We start from the raw sequence: 15,547 nt of genomic DNA on the forward strand, positions 1-15,547 counted from the left end.
ACGACACAGGTTCCGTACATGCCGTATGCCGGAGTTGCCCGGCTAGAATCGATTCGAGGCCGCGTACGTTTGTCGTGTCCGCCGGGCCCCTTCCTGTCGTCCGGGTGAAACCAGCCCGCCGACCAGCCGGAGAACACCATGAGCGTGAGCACGAACGCCACCGCAGCGAGCTTCGCCGCGCCCCCCGTGAACCAGCGCCGGGCGGCCGTCGCGCTCCTCGCGCTCTCGGTCTCGGCGTTCACCTTCGTCACGGCCGAGAACCTGCCGGGCGGGCTGCTCACGCTCATCGCCCCCGACCTGGGCCGCACCACGTCCGAGATCGGCCTGCTGGTCACCGCCTACGCCGCCGTCGTCGTCCTCACGTCGTGGCCGCTCTCGCGCCTCACGCGCCGGTTCCCGCGTCGCTACGTGCTGGCGGCGACCACCGCGGTGTGCGCCGTCGGGACGCTCTGGTCGGCGGTTGCCATCGGCTACGCGGACCTGATGGCCGCGCGCATGGTCACAGCCCTCGGGCAGGCGCTGTTCTGGTCTGTCGTCACGCCGGCCGCCGCGAGCCTGTTCGCCCCCGCGGTCCGCGGCAAGATGATCGCGCGGCTCGCCATCGGCAACTCGCTCGCACCGCTGCTCGGCGTGCCGCTCGGCACCTGGGTGGGGCAGCAGACCAGCTGGCGCACCGCCTTCCTGGCGTTCTCCGTGGTCAGCCTCGTCGCGTGCATCACCATGGCGATCGCGATGCCGAACGTCGACGCCGAGCAGAGCGGCACGGCCCTCGGCACGCACCCGAGCATGCGCCACTTCCTGGTGCTCATGGCCGTCACCGTCCTGCTCGTGACCGGCGGTTTCATGATGATCACGTTCGTCACCCAGTTCCTGCTGGAGACGGCGGGCTTCCCCGACCGGTACCTCAGCGCGCTGCTGCTGGGCCAGGGCGCCGCGGGCCTGACGGGCACCCTCCTGATCGGCCAGGTGCTCGACAAGCGGCCGTGGCAGACGGTGCTCGTGGCCCTCAGCCTGCTGACCGGCGCGTTGCTGCTGCTCTGGGGGCTCGGGCACATCCCTGCCCTCGCCCTGGTCGGGCTGGCCCTGTTCGGGCTCGCCTTCAGCGCGATCCCGCCCGCGCTGTCGTTCCTGTCCATGCAGGTCGCCCCGGGCGCCACGGAGTCCGCGACCGCGATATCGAGCTCGGTGTTCAACATCGGGATCGGCAGCGGATCGGCGCTCGGGGCGCTCGTGGTGGCCACGGTCGGCGTCGGCACGGTGCCCCTGGTCGGAGCGGCTTTCGTGCTGGCCGCGCTGGTGGTTCTCGCGATGGACCTGCGGGCGACGAAGCGGCGCGCTACTTCGCTGCGTCCTTGAGGGTCCCCTTCACGGGCTCCTCCGAGCTGACGATGCACTGCAGGGTGCGGTCGTCCAGCAGCTCCCAGGTGTCCTTCGTCGGGTAGAAGCCGGTGTAGCCGTACACCGACTCGTCGTAGGAGATGCCGACGAACTTCTCGAACTCGGCGTAGCACCAGTGCTCGAACGTCTTGGCCATGCCCTTCTCGCCAGGGAACTTGTCGCCCTCCATGACCAGCTCGGCATAGACCTCGCCGGTGTGCGGCTCGGCGCAGGGCACCACCGGAACCGACTCGACCTCGTACTCCTCGCCCGCCGCGTGGTCGTCGTACCCGGCGAGGGCCGCCAGGTCGATGCAGTCGCCCTTCAGGATCTCGAAGGCGTCCGCCTCCGCCGAGGCGGTGATCTCGCCACCCGGCTCGTCACGCGGGGGCTCGCCGCCCGACATGATCTCGTCGAGAACCGCACCACAGCCGGTGAGCATCGTCAGCGAGACGGTCAGCGCGGCACTGGCCGCGAGCAGCCGAGCCGGTCGGGCGGACGTGCGGGGCTCGGACATCCGGCCGGCGCGGCCGACTGCGTTGCGGACGGCGTTGCGGACGGAACGGAAAGTGCGGTTCATCGACTCTTCCTCGGAGATCTGCACGACGACAGAGGCCGCCGTCACGGCCAGGACGGCCGTCCCGAAAACTACCGGCACAACCACCGTCGCCAGGCTCCGACGTGCAACTATTCGGTCACGACCTTCCTGGCGGCCGGGCGTTGTCGCCCGGCGCCGCTCGGTGTCGCCCGGCGCCGGGCTGTTCACGCGCCGTTCACCCCGGCGAACCGACTCGGCTCTACCGTGAGATCGCCGCGGACCACCGCGCACCACACCAACGCACCGAGCCGTGCCCTCCCCGGCACCGGCGAAGAAGGAGCAGCCATGCGAGCCAGCACCCCCGCGCGCCTGACCGCCGCCGCTGCGGCAGCAGCCCTGCTGGCCGGGGCGTTCGTCGCCTCGGCAGGCACGGCGGCGGCAGGCACGACGTCCGCAGGCACGACGTCGGCAGGCACGGCGACGACGTCGGCGGCGGACGGGCTCTCGGCGGGCACGTCGTCCGGGGCCGGCCGGCCCGGCAACGGGCACCGGACCCTGCGCGCCGCCACCTACAACCTGTCGCTCAACCGCGCGGAGGAGGGCGAGCTCGTCGCCGACCTGTCCACGGGCGACGACGCCCAGGCGGCGGCGGTGGCCGAGGTGATCCAGCACGCCGACCCCGACATCGTGCTGCTCTACGAGTTCGACTACTCCGGCGACGCCGACCCGTACGCCGCCGCGGACCTGTTCCGCGAGAACTATCTCGAGGTGCCGCAGGGCACCGGTGAGCCGGTCGAGTACCCGTACGCGTTCGTCGCGCCGGTGAACACGGGCGTCCCGAGCGGCTTCGACCTGAACAACGACGGGGCGGTGGGCGGGGGCGACGACGCGCTCGGCTTCGGCCTGTTCCCCGGGCAGTACGGCATGGTGGTGCTGTCCAAGTACCCGATCCAGCACCACCGGGTGCGCACGTTCCAGGACTTCACGTGGCAGGACATGCCCGGTGCACTGCTGCCCGACGACCCCGCCACCGACGCGCCGGCCGACTGGTACTCGGCCGAGGAGCTGGCGGTCATGCCGCTGTCGAGCAAGTCGCACTGGGACGTCCCGGTGCGCGTCGGCCGCGACATCGTGCACGTCCTGGCGGCGCATCCGACACCGCCGTCGTTCGACGGAGCCGAGGACCGCAACGGCCTGCGCAACCATGACGAGATCCGGTTCTGGGCCGACTACGTGCGCGGTGGCCGCGCCGCCCGCTACCAGTACGACGACGAGGGCCGGCGCGGCGGGCTGCGTCCCGGCTCGTCGTTCGTGATCGTGGGCGACTACAACGCCGACCCTGTCGACGGCGACTCCGTGGACGCGGCGATCGACCAGCTGCTGCGCCATCCCCGGATCAGCGACCCGCGGGCGACGTCGGCGGGCGCACCCGAGGCTGCCGCGCTCCAGGCCGGGGCGAACCTCGACCACCGGGGCGACCCCGCGCTGGACACCGCCGACTTCGCGGACACGACGCCGGGCAACCTGCGCGTCGACTACGTGCTGCCGTCGCGCGACCTGCGGGTCCGGGACGCCGGCGTCTTCTGGCCGACCGCCGCCGACCCCCTCTCCCGCCTCACGGGCACGTACCCGTTCCCGACCAGCGACCACCGCCTGGTCTGGGCGGACCTGAAGCCCTGAGACCGCTGAGTGCGGGATCTTCGCCCCTCCAGCTCCGTCTGGAGGGCGAGAATCCCGCACTCAGCGGTGGTCTTCGCGGATAGGCTGACGCGGTGTCCGATCCCCTGACCCCCGCCACGATCGACCCCGCCACCACGCCCCCGTCCACGCCGCGCCGCCAGAGCGAGCGCACGTTCCACGGGGACACCGTCACGGACGACTACGAGTGGCTCCGTCGCAAGGACGACCCCGAGGTCGTCGCGCACCTGGAGGCGCAGAACGCGTGGGCCCTCGCCCAGCAGGAGCATCTCGCGCCCCTCCGGCAGACCTTGTTCGACGAGATCAAGGGCCGCACCCTCGAGACCGACCTCTCCGTCCCCTCGCGCGACGGAAACTGGTGGTACTACGCCCGCACGGTCGAGGGTCAGCAGTACCCGATCCACGCGCGGTACCCCGCCGCCGGACCTGACGACTGGACCCCCCGGCTGCTCGAGCCCGGCGAGCCGGTACCGGGCGAGCAGGTGCTGCTGGACCAGAACGTCGCGGCCGACGGCCACGACTTCTTCGCCCTGGGCTCGCTCGATGTGTCCGACGACGGCTCCCGGCTGCTCCACGCTTCCGACACGGCCGGTGACGAGCGCTACACGCTGCGCGTCCGGGACCTGGCCACGGGCGAGGACCTCCCGGACGAGGTGCGGGACACCGCGCCCGGCGCACTGTTCGCGCCCGACGGCGAGCACATCTTCTACCTCACCGTCGACGAGGCCTGGCGCCCGTGGCGGGTCTGGCGGCACCGGCTCGGCACGCCGGCGTCCGACGACGTGCTCGTGTTCGAGGAGCCCGACGAGCGCTACTGGGTGGGCGTAGGGCTGTCGCGGTCGAAGAAGTACCTGCAGATCGAGCTCGGCTCCAAGGTCACGAGCGAGTCGTGGCTGCTGGAGTCCGACGACCCGACCGGTGAGTTCCGGGTCGTCTGGCCGCGTCGCGAGGGCGTCGAGTACACGGTGGAGCACGCGGTGCTGCCCGTGTCGCTGGTCGAGCCGGCTTCGCTGCCGGAGCCCCCCTCGCTGGTCGACCCGCCCTCGCCGGTCGAGCCGGCCGAGAGTACCCGTGACGTCCTCCTGATCCTGCACAACAAGGACGCGCTGAACTTCGAGCTGGTCAGCTCCCCCGTCCCGGCGCGCGGCGACACCGTCACCCCGGAGGCGGCGACCGTCGTCGTGCCGCACGCTCCGGACGTACGGCTGGAGGGCGTGAGCGCGAGCGAGCGCTACCTGGTCCTCTACTACCGCCGAGAGGCGATCTCCCGGTCGGCGGTCCTGTCGTTGGTCGACGAGGGCGGCCAACGGACGGCCTGGGACTTCCAGGAGATCTCGTTCGGTCAGCCGCTGGAGTCGGTCGGCGCGGGCGTGGGCGTGTGGGAGCAGCCCAACCTCAAAGCCGGCTACACCTCGTTCGTGACACCGCAGTCGCTCTACCTGTACGACGTCGCTTCCGGCGAGCGCACCCTGCTCAAGCAGCAGCCGGTGCTCGGCGGCTACGACCCCGGCGACTACGACCAGCGCAGGGAGTGGGCGGTTGCCGAGGACGGGACGCGGATCCCGATCTCCCTGGTCTGGCGCAAGGACAAGGTGAGGTTCGGGGTCTCGACAGGCTCGACCACCGAAACAGGCTCGACCACAGGCGTCCCCGCCGAGCCCGCGCCCCTCCTCCTCTACGGGTACGGCGCCTACGAGATGTCGATAGACCCCTATTTCTCGGTGCCGCGCCTGAGCCTGCTGGACCGCGGCGTCGTGTTCGCCGTCGCGCACGTGCGGGGCGGCGGCGAGATGGGTCGTGCCTGGTACGACGACGGCAAGCTGTCCGCCAAGCGCAACACCTTCACCGACTACGTGGCCTGTGGCCGGCACCTCGTCGGCACCGGCTGGACGTCGTCCGACCGTATGGTGGCCGACGGCGGCAGCGCCGGCGGGCTGCTCGTCGGGGCCGCCACCAACCTGGCGCCCGAGCTGTTCACGGGCGTGCTGGCCGGGGTGCCGTTCGTGGACGCGCTGACGTCGATGCTCGACCCGACACTCCCCCTGACGGTCACCGAGTGGGACGAGTGGGGCGACCCGCTGCACGATCCCGAGGTGTACGCGTACATGCGCTCGTACACGCCGTACGAGAACGTGGCCGACGACGCGTCGCACTACCCCCGGATCCTCGCGACGACCAGCTTCAACGACACCCGCGTGCTGTACGTGGAGCCCGCGAAGTGGGTGGCCCGGCTGCAGGCCGCCGGCGCGCCGGCGATGCTCAAGATCGAGATGTCAGCGGGACACGGCGGCGTCTCGGGGCGCTACTCCGCGTGGGAGCAGATCGCGTTCGAGCACGCGTGGGTGCTCGACGTGCTGGGCCTCGCCGACCACTGACCGGTACCGACCAGCGGAGGCGGCTCGACCTCAGAGGGCGTCGGTGAGCGCCCGGACGAACCCGTCGACGTCCGCCTCCGTGGTGTTCCACGCGCACATCCAGCGCACCTCGACGCGGTCCGCCGTCTCGCCCGGTGCCCAGTCGTAGAAGCGCGTGTGGGCACGTGCCCGGTCGGCAGCGGCGCACGGCAGGGTCGCGAACACCACGTTGGCGTCGGTCGGACAGGTTATCCGGACGGTCCCGGCCAGGCCTGCCGCCTCGACGCCCGCGCGCAGCCGCGCTCCCATCGCGTTGGAGTGCGCGGCGTTGCGCAGCCACAGCGGCGCGCTCTCCCCGGTGCCGGACGTCGGTGTGCCTGGCTCACCGAGCAGCGCCAGGAGCTGCGCCGACACGAACCGGGTCTTCGACGCGAGCTGCATGGTGGCCTTGCGCAGGTACGGCACGGCCTCGACGAGCCCGGCCGATGCGCCGCCCGCCCCGCGCGCGCCCACCACGCCGTCGGCCAGCACCACTACCGCCTCGCCGAGCATGCCGCCGTTCTTCGCCGCGCCGAGGGACACGATGTCCACGCCGACGTCGGTGGTGATCTCCCGCAGCCCGACGCCGAGCGTGGCCGCCGCGTTCGCCAGACGTGATCCGTCGAGGTGCACGCGCAGGCCGGCGGCGTGAGCGGTGTCGGCGAGGAGCTTGAGGTCGGCAGGCGAGTAGACGGTGCCGAGCTCGGTGACCTGCGTGAGGCTCAGGACGGCCGGCTGCGCGCGCTGCACGTTGCCGATGTCGCCGGCGTAGCGGTCGACGGCGTCGGGCCCGATGCGGCCCTCCACGCTCGGTGCGGCGAGGACCTTGAGGCCGCCGACGCGTTCGGGGGCGCCGTTCTCGTCGGTGTGGACGTGCGCGATGTCGCTGGCGATCACGCCACCCCAGCGCGGTGCGGCGGCCATGAGGCTGATGACGTTCGCGCCCGTGCCGTTCAGGACCGGGAAGATGCGGGCCTGGTCGCCGAACACCTCCGTGGCGCGCTCCTGGAGACGGGCCGAGACAGGGTCGTCACCGTACGAGACGGCGGCCCCGAGGTTGGCCGCGCCGATAGCGGCCATGACCTCAGGATGAACGGGGGCGTAGTTGTCGGAGGCGAGCTGCAGCACCCGACCATTCTCCCCCGCCCCTTCCCGTTGAGTGCTGGGTATTTGTCATGCGAAACCGATTCCGGCGGACAAATACCCAGCACTCAACGGAAGGGCGGGTCAGGAGGCCTTGTTCACGTCCTCCGCCAGGGTGCCCAGGTACAGCGAGATCACCTTGGGGTCGGCCTGGAGCTCCCGGCCGGTCCCGGTGTGCGCGTCCCTGCCCTGGTCCAGCACGTAGCCCCGGTCGCAGATCTGCAGGCAGCGCCGCGCGTTCTGCTCCACCATGATCACGGAGACGCCCGCCTTGTTGATCATGCGGGTCCGCAGGAACGTCTCGTCCTGCCGCACGGGCGACAGGCCCGCGGACGGCTCGTCGAGCAGCAGCACCGACGGGTTCATCATGAGCGCACGAGCCATCGCGACCATCTGGCGCTCACCGCCCGACATGGCTCCGGCTCGCTGCGAACGCCGCTCCCCCAGGGTCGGGAAGAGGTCGGTGATGAACTCGAACCGCTCCTTGAACGTCTTGGGGCGCAGGAACACGCCCATGCGCATGTTCTCCTCGACGGTGAGCGAGGGGAACACGTTGTTGTTCTGCGGCACGAACCCGACGCCGCGCTCCACGAGCCGGTTCGCTTTCATGCCCGTGATGTCGTCGCCCTCGAGGGTCACCGTGCCGCTGTGGATCTTCACGAGCCCGAACAGTGCCTTGAGCAGGGTCGACTTGCCGGCTCCGTTGGGGCCGATGATGCCCACCAGCTCGCCCTTGGCCACCTCGATGGAACACTCCTGGAGGATGTTGACGCCGGGTACGTAGCCCGCCACCAGGTTGTCCGCGCGCAGGAGCTGCTCGGGGGCCTTTGCCTCGGCCTTCTGCGCCTCGGAAACAGTCGCCTTGCTCATCGCTTCTCCTCCTCGGCCTCGAGCCGGGCCAGCACTGCGGGGTCGAGCAGCGCGTCGTCCCCGAGATCCGTGTCGTGGTGGGCGCCGAGGTAGGCGTCCACGACCGCCTGGTCCTGCATCACGCTCTCCGGCGGGCCCTCCGCGACGATACGGCCCTCTGCCATGACGACCACCCAGTCGGAGATGTGCCGCACGGCGTGCATGTCGTGCTCGACGAAGAGCACGGTCATGCCCTCGTCCCGCAGCGCCTGGACGTGCCCCAGCAGGGACTGCACCAGGGCAGGGTTCACGCCGGCCATGGGCTCGTCGAGCATGATCATGGTCGGGTCGGTCATCAGCGCCCGCGCCATCTCCAGCAGCTTGCGCTGGCCACCCGAGAGCGACCCGGCGAAGTCGTCCTTCTTCGCGGCGAGGTTGAACCGCTCCAGGATCTCCATCGCCTTGATCGTGTTGCGCTTCTCGACGCCCGACCACAACGGCCGGAAGAGGGAGCCGAACAGGTTCTCACCGGGGTTGCCCGGCGCGGCGAGCAGCATGTTCTGCAGGACCGTCAGGCGCGACAGCGCCTTGGTGAGCTGGAACGTGCGGACCATGCCGGTGCGGGCCAGCTTCGCGGCACTGGTGCGAGAGATCTGCCTGCCCTCGAACTCCCACTTGCCCTGGTTGGCCTGGTCGAACCCGGTCAGCAGGTTGAAGAACGTCGTCTTCCCCGCACCGTTGGGACCGATCAGCGCGGTGATCGCGCCGCGCTGGACCTCCAGGTGATCCACGTCGACGGCGGTCATGCCGCCGAAGCGACGCTGCACGCCGGTGGCCCTGAGGATGGTGTCCGGCTTGGCGACGCCGACCTTGGCGTCCACGCGGCTCAGCGTCTCGGTCACCTTCTTGGCGGCGTCGCTACGGTCGTCGTCCGACGTCGCCGCAACCGCCTCGGCGGCAGCCACGGCCCCGATCGGCTCGACGGGCTCGTTCTCGTTCTTCGTCTTCTCAACGGACATCGAAGGCGAGCTCCTTCTTGTTTCCCAGGATGCCTTGCGGCCGGAAGATCACGATGCACATCAGCGCGACGCCCACCATGAGGCCGGCCAGGTGCTCCACGTTCTGCGCCGGCATGATCTCGCTGAGCCCCGCCCGCATGCCCGTGCGGAGCAGCATGTAGACGAAGAAGAACAGCATCGAGCCCAGCACCGGCCCGAACAGGGTGGCGGCACCGCCCAGCAGCATGACGGTCCAGACGAAGAACGTCAGGGTGCGGCCCATGTTGTCGGGGGCGACGGATATGGGTAGCACGAACAACATGCCCGCCAAGGATCCGGCGATACCGCCGAGGATCAGGGCCTGCATCTTGTAGGAGAAGACGTTCTTGCCGAGGGCGCGCACTGCGTCCTCGTCCTCACGGATCCCCTTGAGCACCCGGCCCCACGGGCTCCGGGTGATGAGCCAGACCAGGAGGACGGCGACCAGCACGACGCCCCAGGCGAAGATGCGGGTCCACCAGGAGTCCGACCCGTTGTGGATGTACTCGAGCGGCCCGATCGCGGTCCGCCCGTCCGGCAGCGGGGACAGGTCCTGGAAGGTGCCCTTGTACGAGCTACCAGCAAGTCCCGATGCGCCGCCGGTGTACTCGGCCCAGAGGGTGGACCGGCCGGCGAACCGGATGATCTCCGCCGCGGAGATGGTCACGATCGCGAGGTAGTCCCCGCGCAGCTTCAGCGTGGGGATGCCGAGCACGAGGGCGAGCAGAGCGCCCGCGGCCGCCGCGACCAGGAAGGCGAGCCAGAACGGCGCGCCCTCGATGGTGGCGATCGCGAACCCGTACGCCCCCATCAGCATGAAGCCGGCCTGGCCGATGTTGAGCAGCCCCGTGTAGCCGAAGTGCAGGTTGAGGCCGATCGCCGCGAGAGCGTAGGCGGCGGTGGCGGGCGCGATGAGCTGGCCAAGCGCCAGGATGAGGATTCGACTCAGTTCGTCCATGACGATTCTCCTTTCAGCCGACCCGCACGGCGCGACCGAGCAGGCCCTGGGGCCTGAACAGCAGCACGAGGATGAGGATCAAGAGGCCCGAGGCGTACCGAAGGCTGCTCGGCATACCGGGGATGAGGGTGGACATCTCGACGACGAGGCCGATCACTATCGATCCGGCCAGGGCGCCGAAGGCCGTGCCCATTCCGCCGAGCGTCACCGCCGCGAACATGAGCAGCAGCAGGATCATGCCGAGCGTCCACGTGAACGAACCGAACGAGATGGCGAGCAGCATGCCGGACAGGCCGGCCAGGCCGGTCGACACGGTCCAGACGATCCGCACGATGCGGTCCGGGTTGATCCCCGTCGCCGCAGCCAGCGCGGGGTTGTCGGACACGGCACGGGTCGCACGGCCGATCCGGGTCTGCGTGAGGAACCAGGCGATGACGCCGATCACGGCCAGAGCGACGAGCATCGAGAGCCAGGACGCGGCGCTCAGGGTGATGCCGGCGATCTCGACCGATCGAGCGTTCGACGACAGCACCCGCTGGGAGCGGCCGCCGATGACCATCTGGATCAGGTACTGCAGCGCCATCGACAGGCCGATGGTCACGATCATGAGCTGCATGACGGGTGTGCCACGTCTGCGCAGCGGGCCCCACAGGACCACGTCCTGGAACCACCCCGTCCCGGCGCAGACGACGATCGTGACGAGCACGGCCGCCCAGACCGGCAGACCCCACCAGTTGATGGACACGAACCCGAGCAGGGCACCCAGCGTCACCTGCTCGCCGTGCGAGAAGGTCGAGATGCCGGTGGTGCCGTAGATCAGACTCAGGCCCACCGAGGCGAGCGCGAGCAGCAGGCCGAACCGGATGCCGGAACCGAACTGCTGCCAGACCTGGCTGAACGCCGGCCAGCCCGAGACGTTCTCCGTGGATCCATCGGCACCGATGCCGCTGGCCTCCGCTTCGTCCTCCGCGTCGGCGTCGCCGGCGGTCTCCGACGGCTCCGTCGCCGATCCGGTCTCCGCGGGTGCCGAGCCCGGCGTGATGCTGAACGCACCGCGGGCCGTCGAACCCAGCTGGGCCGTGACCTGTTGTTCCGGGGCGTCCGGCTGCATACCGTCCGGCACCGTCGCCGGATCGAGGGTCAGCGTGTAGCGGCCGACCTCGGGGACCTCGACGGACACCGGTCCGTCGGTGGAGGTCACTACCTCCTCGAAACCCGGGCCGGTGATCGTCACGTCGATGCCGGGCAGGGGTTCGTTGTTCTCGTCGAGCACGATCGGGGAGACACACGCGGTGGTCCCGTCAGGGGTGCATTCGGTCGCGACGTCCGTCGTGGAGGCGGCGGCGGGGGCGGCGAGCATCGCCGCGCTCGCGGTCAAGGCCGCGAGTACCGCCACGACGACGGCGAGGATTCGCCGCGCCGCGGACGCGATCTGTCGGTCGGCTGTCATGTGCCGGGTCCTCCGTGGTGTCTGGGGCTGGCCAGAGGGCTGAGCCTCCGAGCCACCGTTCTCCCCGTGATGTAGCAGCCCTGAACGGGCCGTGTATCGCAAGGTTTTCGCGAGCGTGCCGGAAGTGTAGCCGTGGTTTGTGTCACATTCGGCGCCGCCGGTGTCACACGAAAGGGTTACGATCCGCCTGCATTTGTCTACAGGACACATCAATCCAGGCAGGGCGACGGCCCGGTCACCCTCCGCGCGGAAGGCGATCGGGCCGTCGTCACAAGCGGCTGACTCCCGGCCGTGGCCGGCGGGTCACCCGGTTCGCGGGTTACTCCGCGACCTTGCCCTCGATCGAGCGCTCGAAGACGTTCACGTTGTTCTCGTCGTACTTGTAGACGCCGATGAACGCGGACGTCGGGTCGTTCTGCTCGTTCAGCGGGCCCACACCGGACTGACCGACGTAGTGGATCTCCTCGCCTGCCTCGAGGGCCTCGACGCCCTCCTCGAACGTGGTGACCTCGGTACCGCCGTCGGTACCGGAGACCGCCTTGATGTTCTCCGAGATGGTCGCGCCGTCGGTGCCGTCACCGCGGACGGCGGCGAGCGCGGCCAGGATGACGGCGTCGTACGACTCCGGCCCGTAGGAGTAGTCCGTGAGCTCTTCGCCCTCGTTCTCCTGGTACCAGGTGTTCAGGCGGTCCTTGAAGTCCTCAGGAGCCTGCGCGCCAGGAATCGTGCCGACGACGCCCTCGAGCGTGCCGGGGTCGAAGTCCGGCTCGTACGAGGCGGTGTTGCCGTCGCAGAAGTACGTGGTGCCGTTGAAGTCCCAGTTCTGCGCCGTGAGCTCGGACACGATCGCCTTGGTCTCCTCGAAGGCGATCACCGCGATGGCGTCCGGCTTGGCCGCCAGGGCGTCCGTGACGATCGAGGAGAAGTTGCTCTCCCCGGGAGGGAACTCGTCGCCCGCGTCGGTGGCGCCGTAGACGACCTCGCCACCGCCGGCCTCGACCGCCTGCTGGATGTTGTCGCGCAGGCCGGTGCCGTAGGCCTCGTCCTGGACGATCATGGCGACCTTCTGGTGACCACCGTCGAGGATCAGCGAGCCGAGCGCCGCACCCTGCACGGTGTCCGGCGGCGCCGTACGGGTGAAGAACTCGCTCGCGCCCGAGAGGTCGGTGGCCGTGTTGGCCGGGGAGATCTGCATGACGCCGGCCTCGGTGAACTGGTCCACCACGTTGAGGCTAACGGCCGACGAAGCAGCACCGATGACGACCTGTGCACCCTTGCTGATCAGGTCGGTCGCCGTCTGCTGACCGACGCTGGCGTCCGTGGTGTCACCCGAGTCGCCTTGCTCCAGAGTGACGTCGTTGCCGAGCACGCCGCCGGCCTCGTTGATGTCGGCGATCGCCAGACCGACACCAGCGACCTCGGGCGGACCGAGGAAGGCGAGCGTGCCGGTGAGCGGAAGGATGGTGCCGACGATGAGCGGATCCTGCGACCCGGCGCTGTCGCCGTCGCCGCCAGTGTCCGTGGTCGTGGAGCAGGCCGCGAGGCCCACGCTGAGGACAGCTGCGATCGCGAGACCGCGCGCCGCCGTGGAACGTCGAATCATTCTGCTGTTCCCCTTCGAGCGGGAGTGAACCTGACGCGGCGACTTGCCTCGTCGTGGCGATGAACGTAGCCACCTTGTGTGACACAAGTGTGTCTAGTGCATCACACCGACCGGATCGTTACGAGGATGTTACCCAGGCGCGCGGCAGCCCAAGAATTGGGGTGATATGAGGGCTCGAATAGGCAAGAAGAATGAGTCGGCCGCGCGCGTTGGGAGCCGTTTTCCGACCCGCTCCCACGCCGCCGTCGGGGCCCCGGCTCAGTTCCGGAACTGCGTGAACGCTGCGGTCGCCGGGTCGGCGCCGATCCGGCCGTCCTGCGTGTGCAACGCATTGATATCGGACATCTGCGCCGTACTGAGCGAGAACGAGAACAGGTCGATATTGGTCGCCATTCGCTCGGGATTCACCGATTTCGGAATCAGGATCACCCCGTGCTGAACCTGCCAGCGGAGGACCACCTGTCCCGGTGTGACGCCCAGCTCGTTCGCGATCCGGACGACCGCCGGCGCCTCCAGGTCGGCACCCTGACCCAGGGGCGAGTAGGCCTCGGGGACGATCCCGTGGGCTCGGCTGCGCTCGACCGTCGCTGGCTGCCGGAAGGTCGGGTGGAGCTCGACCTGGTTCACCGCCGGCGCCACGCTCGACTCGCTGACCAGGCGATCCAGGTGCTCCGGCAGAAAGTTGGAGACACCGATCGCGCGTACCGCGCCGTCGGCCAGCAACTTCTCGAAGGCACGCCAGGTCTCCACGTACAGGTCGCGGCCGGGCGTGGGCCAGTGGATGAGGTAGAGGTCGACGACGTCGAGGCCGAGCGCCCGCCGGCTGTTCTCGAAGGCGCGCAGGGCGTTCTCGTAGCCCTGGTCGCCGTTGCGGAGCTTCGTGGTGACGAAGATTTCCTCGCGTGGGACGCCCGTCGCCCGGACGGCCGCGCCGACGCCTTCTTCGTTGTAGTAGGCCGCGGCAGTGTCGATGTGCCGGTAGCCGAGCTCGATGGCGGTCTCGACACACGCCTGCGTGCCGTTGTCAGGCACCTGGAAGACGCCAAGACCCACCTGCGGGATCGCTACGCCGTTGTTGAGCGTGACGGACGGGATGTCGGTGGCTGCGTTCATGCCAACCGTTCTAACACCCGCTCCGGACACCGTCGACGGGGGCCCGAGAACCGGGCCGGAGACCCCTCCGATGCAAGTCACTCAAGATTGGTCGGGCTTTCCTTGCATCTGGCGGGTAGGGTAGGGGATGTTGCAGTGCCTCGATCGTTCTTCCGTGAGATGACGACGACACCGTGATTATGCGATCCCGACGGTCGGGGTCGTCGCCTCATGCAAGGAGCAGTACATGGCATTCGGAACCGTCAAGTGGTTCAACGCCGAGAAGGGCTTCGGGTTCATCGCACCCGAGGACGGTGGGCAGGACGTGTTCGCCCACTTCAGCGCGATCCAGTCGAGCGGCTACCGCTCGCTGGAGGAGAACCAGCGCGTCGAGTTCGACGTGAAGCAGGGCCCCAAGGGCCTGCAGGCGGAGAACATCCGCCCGATCTGATCCCTTCACAATCTTCGCAGCCTCCGTGCGAGTTCGTGAGATCTCGTCACCGGTTGTACGACGTCGGCCCGGCCACCTTTCGAGGTGACCGGGCCTTCGCCATTCCACCCGGTGGACCGGGGGACCGATCCGGAACCGTTGGACCACGCCAGGCGTTCCCCACCTGGACCGTCACCTACGAAGGACGAGATCATGGGCTTCCTCGACCGACTGCTGGGCCGCGAGCCGCGCGAGCAGATCCCCGGCATGTACCAGAGCGGCAGCACGCCCCGACAGCAGTACCGGCAGCAGCCAGGCCAGACCCCCGAGTACGGCACGGCGCCCGTCTACGGCTCGGCCGCGAGCACGGGTCGCAGCGAGGACGAGGTGGCGATCGAGCGGTACCGCTACCTGCTCCGCACCGCCCCGCCGGACCGGGTGGAGGAGGCACACGCCGAAGCGTTCGCACAGCTCACGCCCGAGCAGCGGCGGCAGGTCCAGGCCCAGCTCAGCGAGACCGTTCCGGCGAACGAGCGCGCGACGTCGGACGAGCCGCGTGACCTGGCCCGTATGGCGACCCGTGCGGAGATGCGCAACCCCGGCACGCTCGAGCGGAACTTCGGCTCGAGCCGCGGGCCGGGCTTCGGCTCGATGCTCGGTGCGAGCATGCTCGGCACGATCGGTGGCATGGTCATCGGCTCCGCCGTCGCGGACATGATGTTCGGCAGCTCTTTCGGAGACCCTGCCCAGGACTTCGCCGGCGGCGAGGAAGGCGGCGGTGCCGAGGGCGGTGGCGAGGAAGCCGGCGCCGAGGGCGGCGATCCGGGCGCGGAGGCCGGTGGTGAGCCGGTCGAGGCGTCAGGCGCTGACGCGGGAGGCGACGCAGGTGGCGACGCCGGCGGCGGCTTCTTCGGCGACATGTTCGGCGGTGGCGGCGACTTCGGCGGCGGGGACTTCGGCGGGGGCGGCGAGTTCTAGG

Annotated in this window: 13 protein-coding genes; 5 read left to right on the plus strand and 8 right to left on the minus strand. The window is 69.7% G+C overall.

What is annotated here, in order from left to right; translation table 11 throughout:
• The first annotated feature begins 138 nt into the window (after positions 1–138).
• Complete coding sequence (locus AB0F40_RS03480; RefSeq protein WP_357464240.1) at positions 139–1,356, plus strand: MFS transporter; 1,218 nt, start codon at positions 139–141, stop codon at positions 1,354–1,356.
• On the opposite strand, the gene AB0F40_RS03485 is transcribed toward AB0F40_RS03480, so the two are convergent.
• Positions 1,337–1,957 carry a septum formation family protein gene (locus AB0F40_RS03485; RefSeq protein WP_357464242.1) on the minus strand — a complete coding sequence of 207 codons (621 nt, stop codon included), beginning with the start codon at positions 1,955–1,957 and terminating at the stop codon, positions 1,337–1,339. The two genes, AB0F40_RS03480 and AB0F40_RS03485, sit on opposite strands and share 20 nt — an antisense overlap.
• 303 nt (positions 1,958–2,260) lie before the next feature.
• On the opposite strand from AB0F40_RS03485, the gene AB0F40_RS03490 reads away from it, so the two are divergent.
• On the plus strand, positions 2,261–3,595 hold the full coding sequence (locus tag AB0F40_RS03490; protein ID WP_357464244.1) for an endonuclease/exonuclease/phosphatase family protein: 1,335 nt from the start codon (positions 2,261–2,263) through the stop codon (positions 3,593–3,595).
• A 92-nt stretch (positions 3,596–3,687) separates the two neighbouring features.
• Positions 3,688–5,988, plus strand: a complete 2,301-nt coding sequence (locus AB0F40_RS03495; RefSeq protein WP_357464246.1) for a S9 family peptidase — start codon at positions 3,688–3,690, stop codon at positions 5,986–5,988.
• Between the two features lie 30 nt (positions 5,989–6,018).
• On the opposite strand, the gene AB0F40_RS03500 is transcribed toward AB0F40_RS03495, so the two are convergent.
• From AB0F40_RS03500 to AB0F40_RS03530, 7 genes are all read right to left on the minus strand, one after another.
• Entirely contained in the window at positions 6,019–7,134 is a 1,116-nt protein-coding gene (locus AB0F40_RS03500; protein ID WP_357464248.1) for a beta-eliminating lyase-related protein, read from the minus strand.
• Between the two features lie 99 nt (positions 7,135–7,233).
• Complete coding sequence (locus AB0F40_RS03505) at positions 7,234–8,019, minus strand: ABC transporter ATP-binding protein (protein ID WP_357464250.1); 786 nt, start codon at positions 8,017–8,019, stop codon at positions 7,234–7,236.
• Positions 8,016–9,017 (minus strand): ABC transporter ATP-binding protein, encoded by a 1,002-nt coding sequence (locus AB0F40_RS03510; RefSeq protein WP_357464252.1) that lies wholly within the window; start codon positions 9,015–9,017, stop codon positions 8,016–8,018. Before AB0F40_RS03510 ends, AB0F40_RS03505 begins: the two co-directional genes overlap by 4 nt.
• A complete protein-coding gene (locus tag AB0F40_RS03515) occupies positions 9,007–9,993 on the minus strand; it encodes a branched-chain amino acid ABC transporter permease (RefSeq protein ID WP_357464254.1) in 987 nt (328 codons plus the stop codon). The genes AB0F40_RS03510 and AB0F40_RS03515 overlap by 11 nt, the downstream gene beginning before the upstream one ends.
• Positions 9,994–10,006: 13 nt before the next feature.
• Positions 10,007–11,443, minus strand: coding sequence for a branched-chain amino acid ABC transporter permease (locus AB0F40_RS03520; RefSeq protein WP_357464256.1), 1,437 nt, complete (start codon positions 11,441–11,443; stop codon positions 10,007–10,009).
• 319 nt (positions 11,444–11,762) lie between these two features.
• The gene (locus AB0F40_RS03525; protein WP_357464258.1) at positions 11,763–13,046 is read right to left on the minus strand and encodes an ABC transporter substrate-binding protein; all 1,284 of its coding nucleotides are present in this window, start codon (positions 13,044–13,046) and stop codon (positions 11,763–11,765) included.
• A 258-nt stretch (positions 13,047–13,304) separates the two neighbouring features.
• Positions 13,305–14,159, minus strand: coding sequence for an aldo/keto reductase (locus AB0F40_RS03530; RefSeq protein WP_357464260.1), 855 nt, complete (start codon positions 14,157–14,159; stop codon positions 13,305–13,307).
• Between the two features lie 226 nt (positions 14,160–14,385).
• Here AB0F40_RS03530 and AB0F40_RS03535 point away from each other — a divergent pair, with 226 nt between their 5' ends.
• Positions 14,386–14,589: a cold-shock protein gene (locus AB0F40_RS03535; protein ID WP_036971009.1), complete on the plus strand. Its 204-nt coding sequence runs from the start codon at positions 14,386–14,388 to the stop codon at positions 14,587–14,589.
• A gap of 192 nt (positions 14,590–14,781) precedes the next feature.
• Positions 14,782–15,546 (plus strand): hypothetical protein, encoded by a 765-nt coding sequence (locus AB0F40_RS03540; protein ID WP_357464263.1) that lies wholly within the window; start codon positions 14,782–14,784, stop codon positions 15,544–15,546.
• Position 15,547: the final 1 nt, after the last annotated feature.

This window comes from Promicromonospora sp. NPDC023987 (assembly GCF_040639055.1).
In the GTDB taxonomy this organism is placed as follows: Bacteria; Actinomycetota; Actinomycetes; order Actinomycetales; family Cellulomonadaceae; genus Promicromonospora.

What these genes read in the sequence shown, in the direction of transcription:
- AB0F40_RS03485 (WP_357464242.1), bottom strand. Translation starts at nt 1,957, where the DNA reads ATGAACCGCACTTTCCGTTCCGTCCGCAACGCCGTCCGCAACGCAGTC.
- AB0F40_RS03535 (WP_036971009.1), top strand. Translation starts at nt 14,386, where the DNA reads ATGGCATTCGGAACCGTCAAGTGGTTCAACGCCGAGAAGGGCTTCGGG.
- AB0F40_RS03540 (WP_357464263.1), top strand. Translation starts at nt 14,782, where the DNA reads ATGGGCTTCCTCGACCGACTGCTGGGCCGCGAGCCGCGCGAGCAGATC.
- AB0F40_RS03515 (WP_357464254.1), bottom strand. Translation starts at nt 9,993, where the DNA reads ATGGACGAACTGAGTCGAATCCTCATCCTGGCGCTTGGCCAGCTCATC.
- AB0F40_RS03490 (WP_357464244.1), top strand. Translation starts at nt 2,261, where the DNA reads ATGCGAGCCAGCACCCCCGCGCGCCTGACCGCCGCCGCTGCGGCAGCA.
- AB0F40_RS03520 (WP_357464256.1), bottom strand. Translation starts at nt 11,443, where the DNA reads ATGACAGCCGACCGACAGATCGCGTCCGCGGCGCGGCGAATCCTCGCC.
- AB0F40_RS03525 (WP_357464258.1), bottom strand. Translation starts at nt 13,046, where the DNA reads ATGATTCGACGTTCCACGGCGGCGCGCGGTCTCGCGATCGCAGCTGTC.
- AB0F40_RS03530 (WP_357464260.1), bottom strand. Translation starts at nt 14,159, where the DNA reads ATGAACGCAGCCACCGACATCCCGTCCGTCACGCTCAACAACGGCGTA.
- AB0F40_RS03480 (WP_357464240.1), top strand. Translation starts at nt 139, where the DNA reads ATGAGCGTGAGCACGAACGCCACCGCAGCGAGCTTCGCCGCGCCCCCC.
- AB0F40_RS03510 (WP_357464252.1), bottom strand. Translation starts at nt 9,017, where the DNA reads ATGTCCGTTGAGAAGACGAAGAACGAGAACGAGCCCGTCGAGCCGATC.
- AB0F40_RS03505 (WP_357464250.1), bottom strand. Translation starts at nt 8,019, where the DNA reads ATGAGCAAGGCGACTGTTTCCGAGGCGCAGAAGGCCGAGGCAAAGGCC.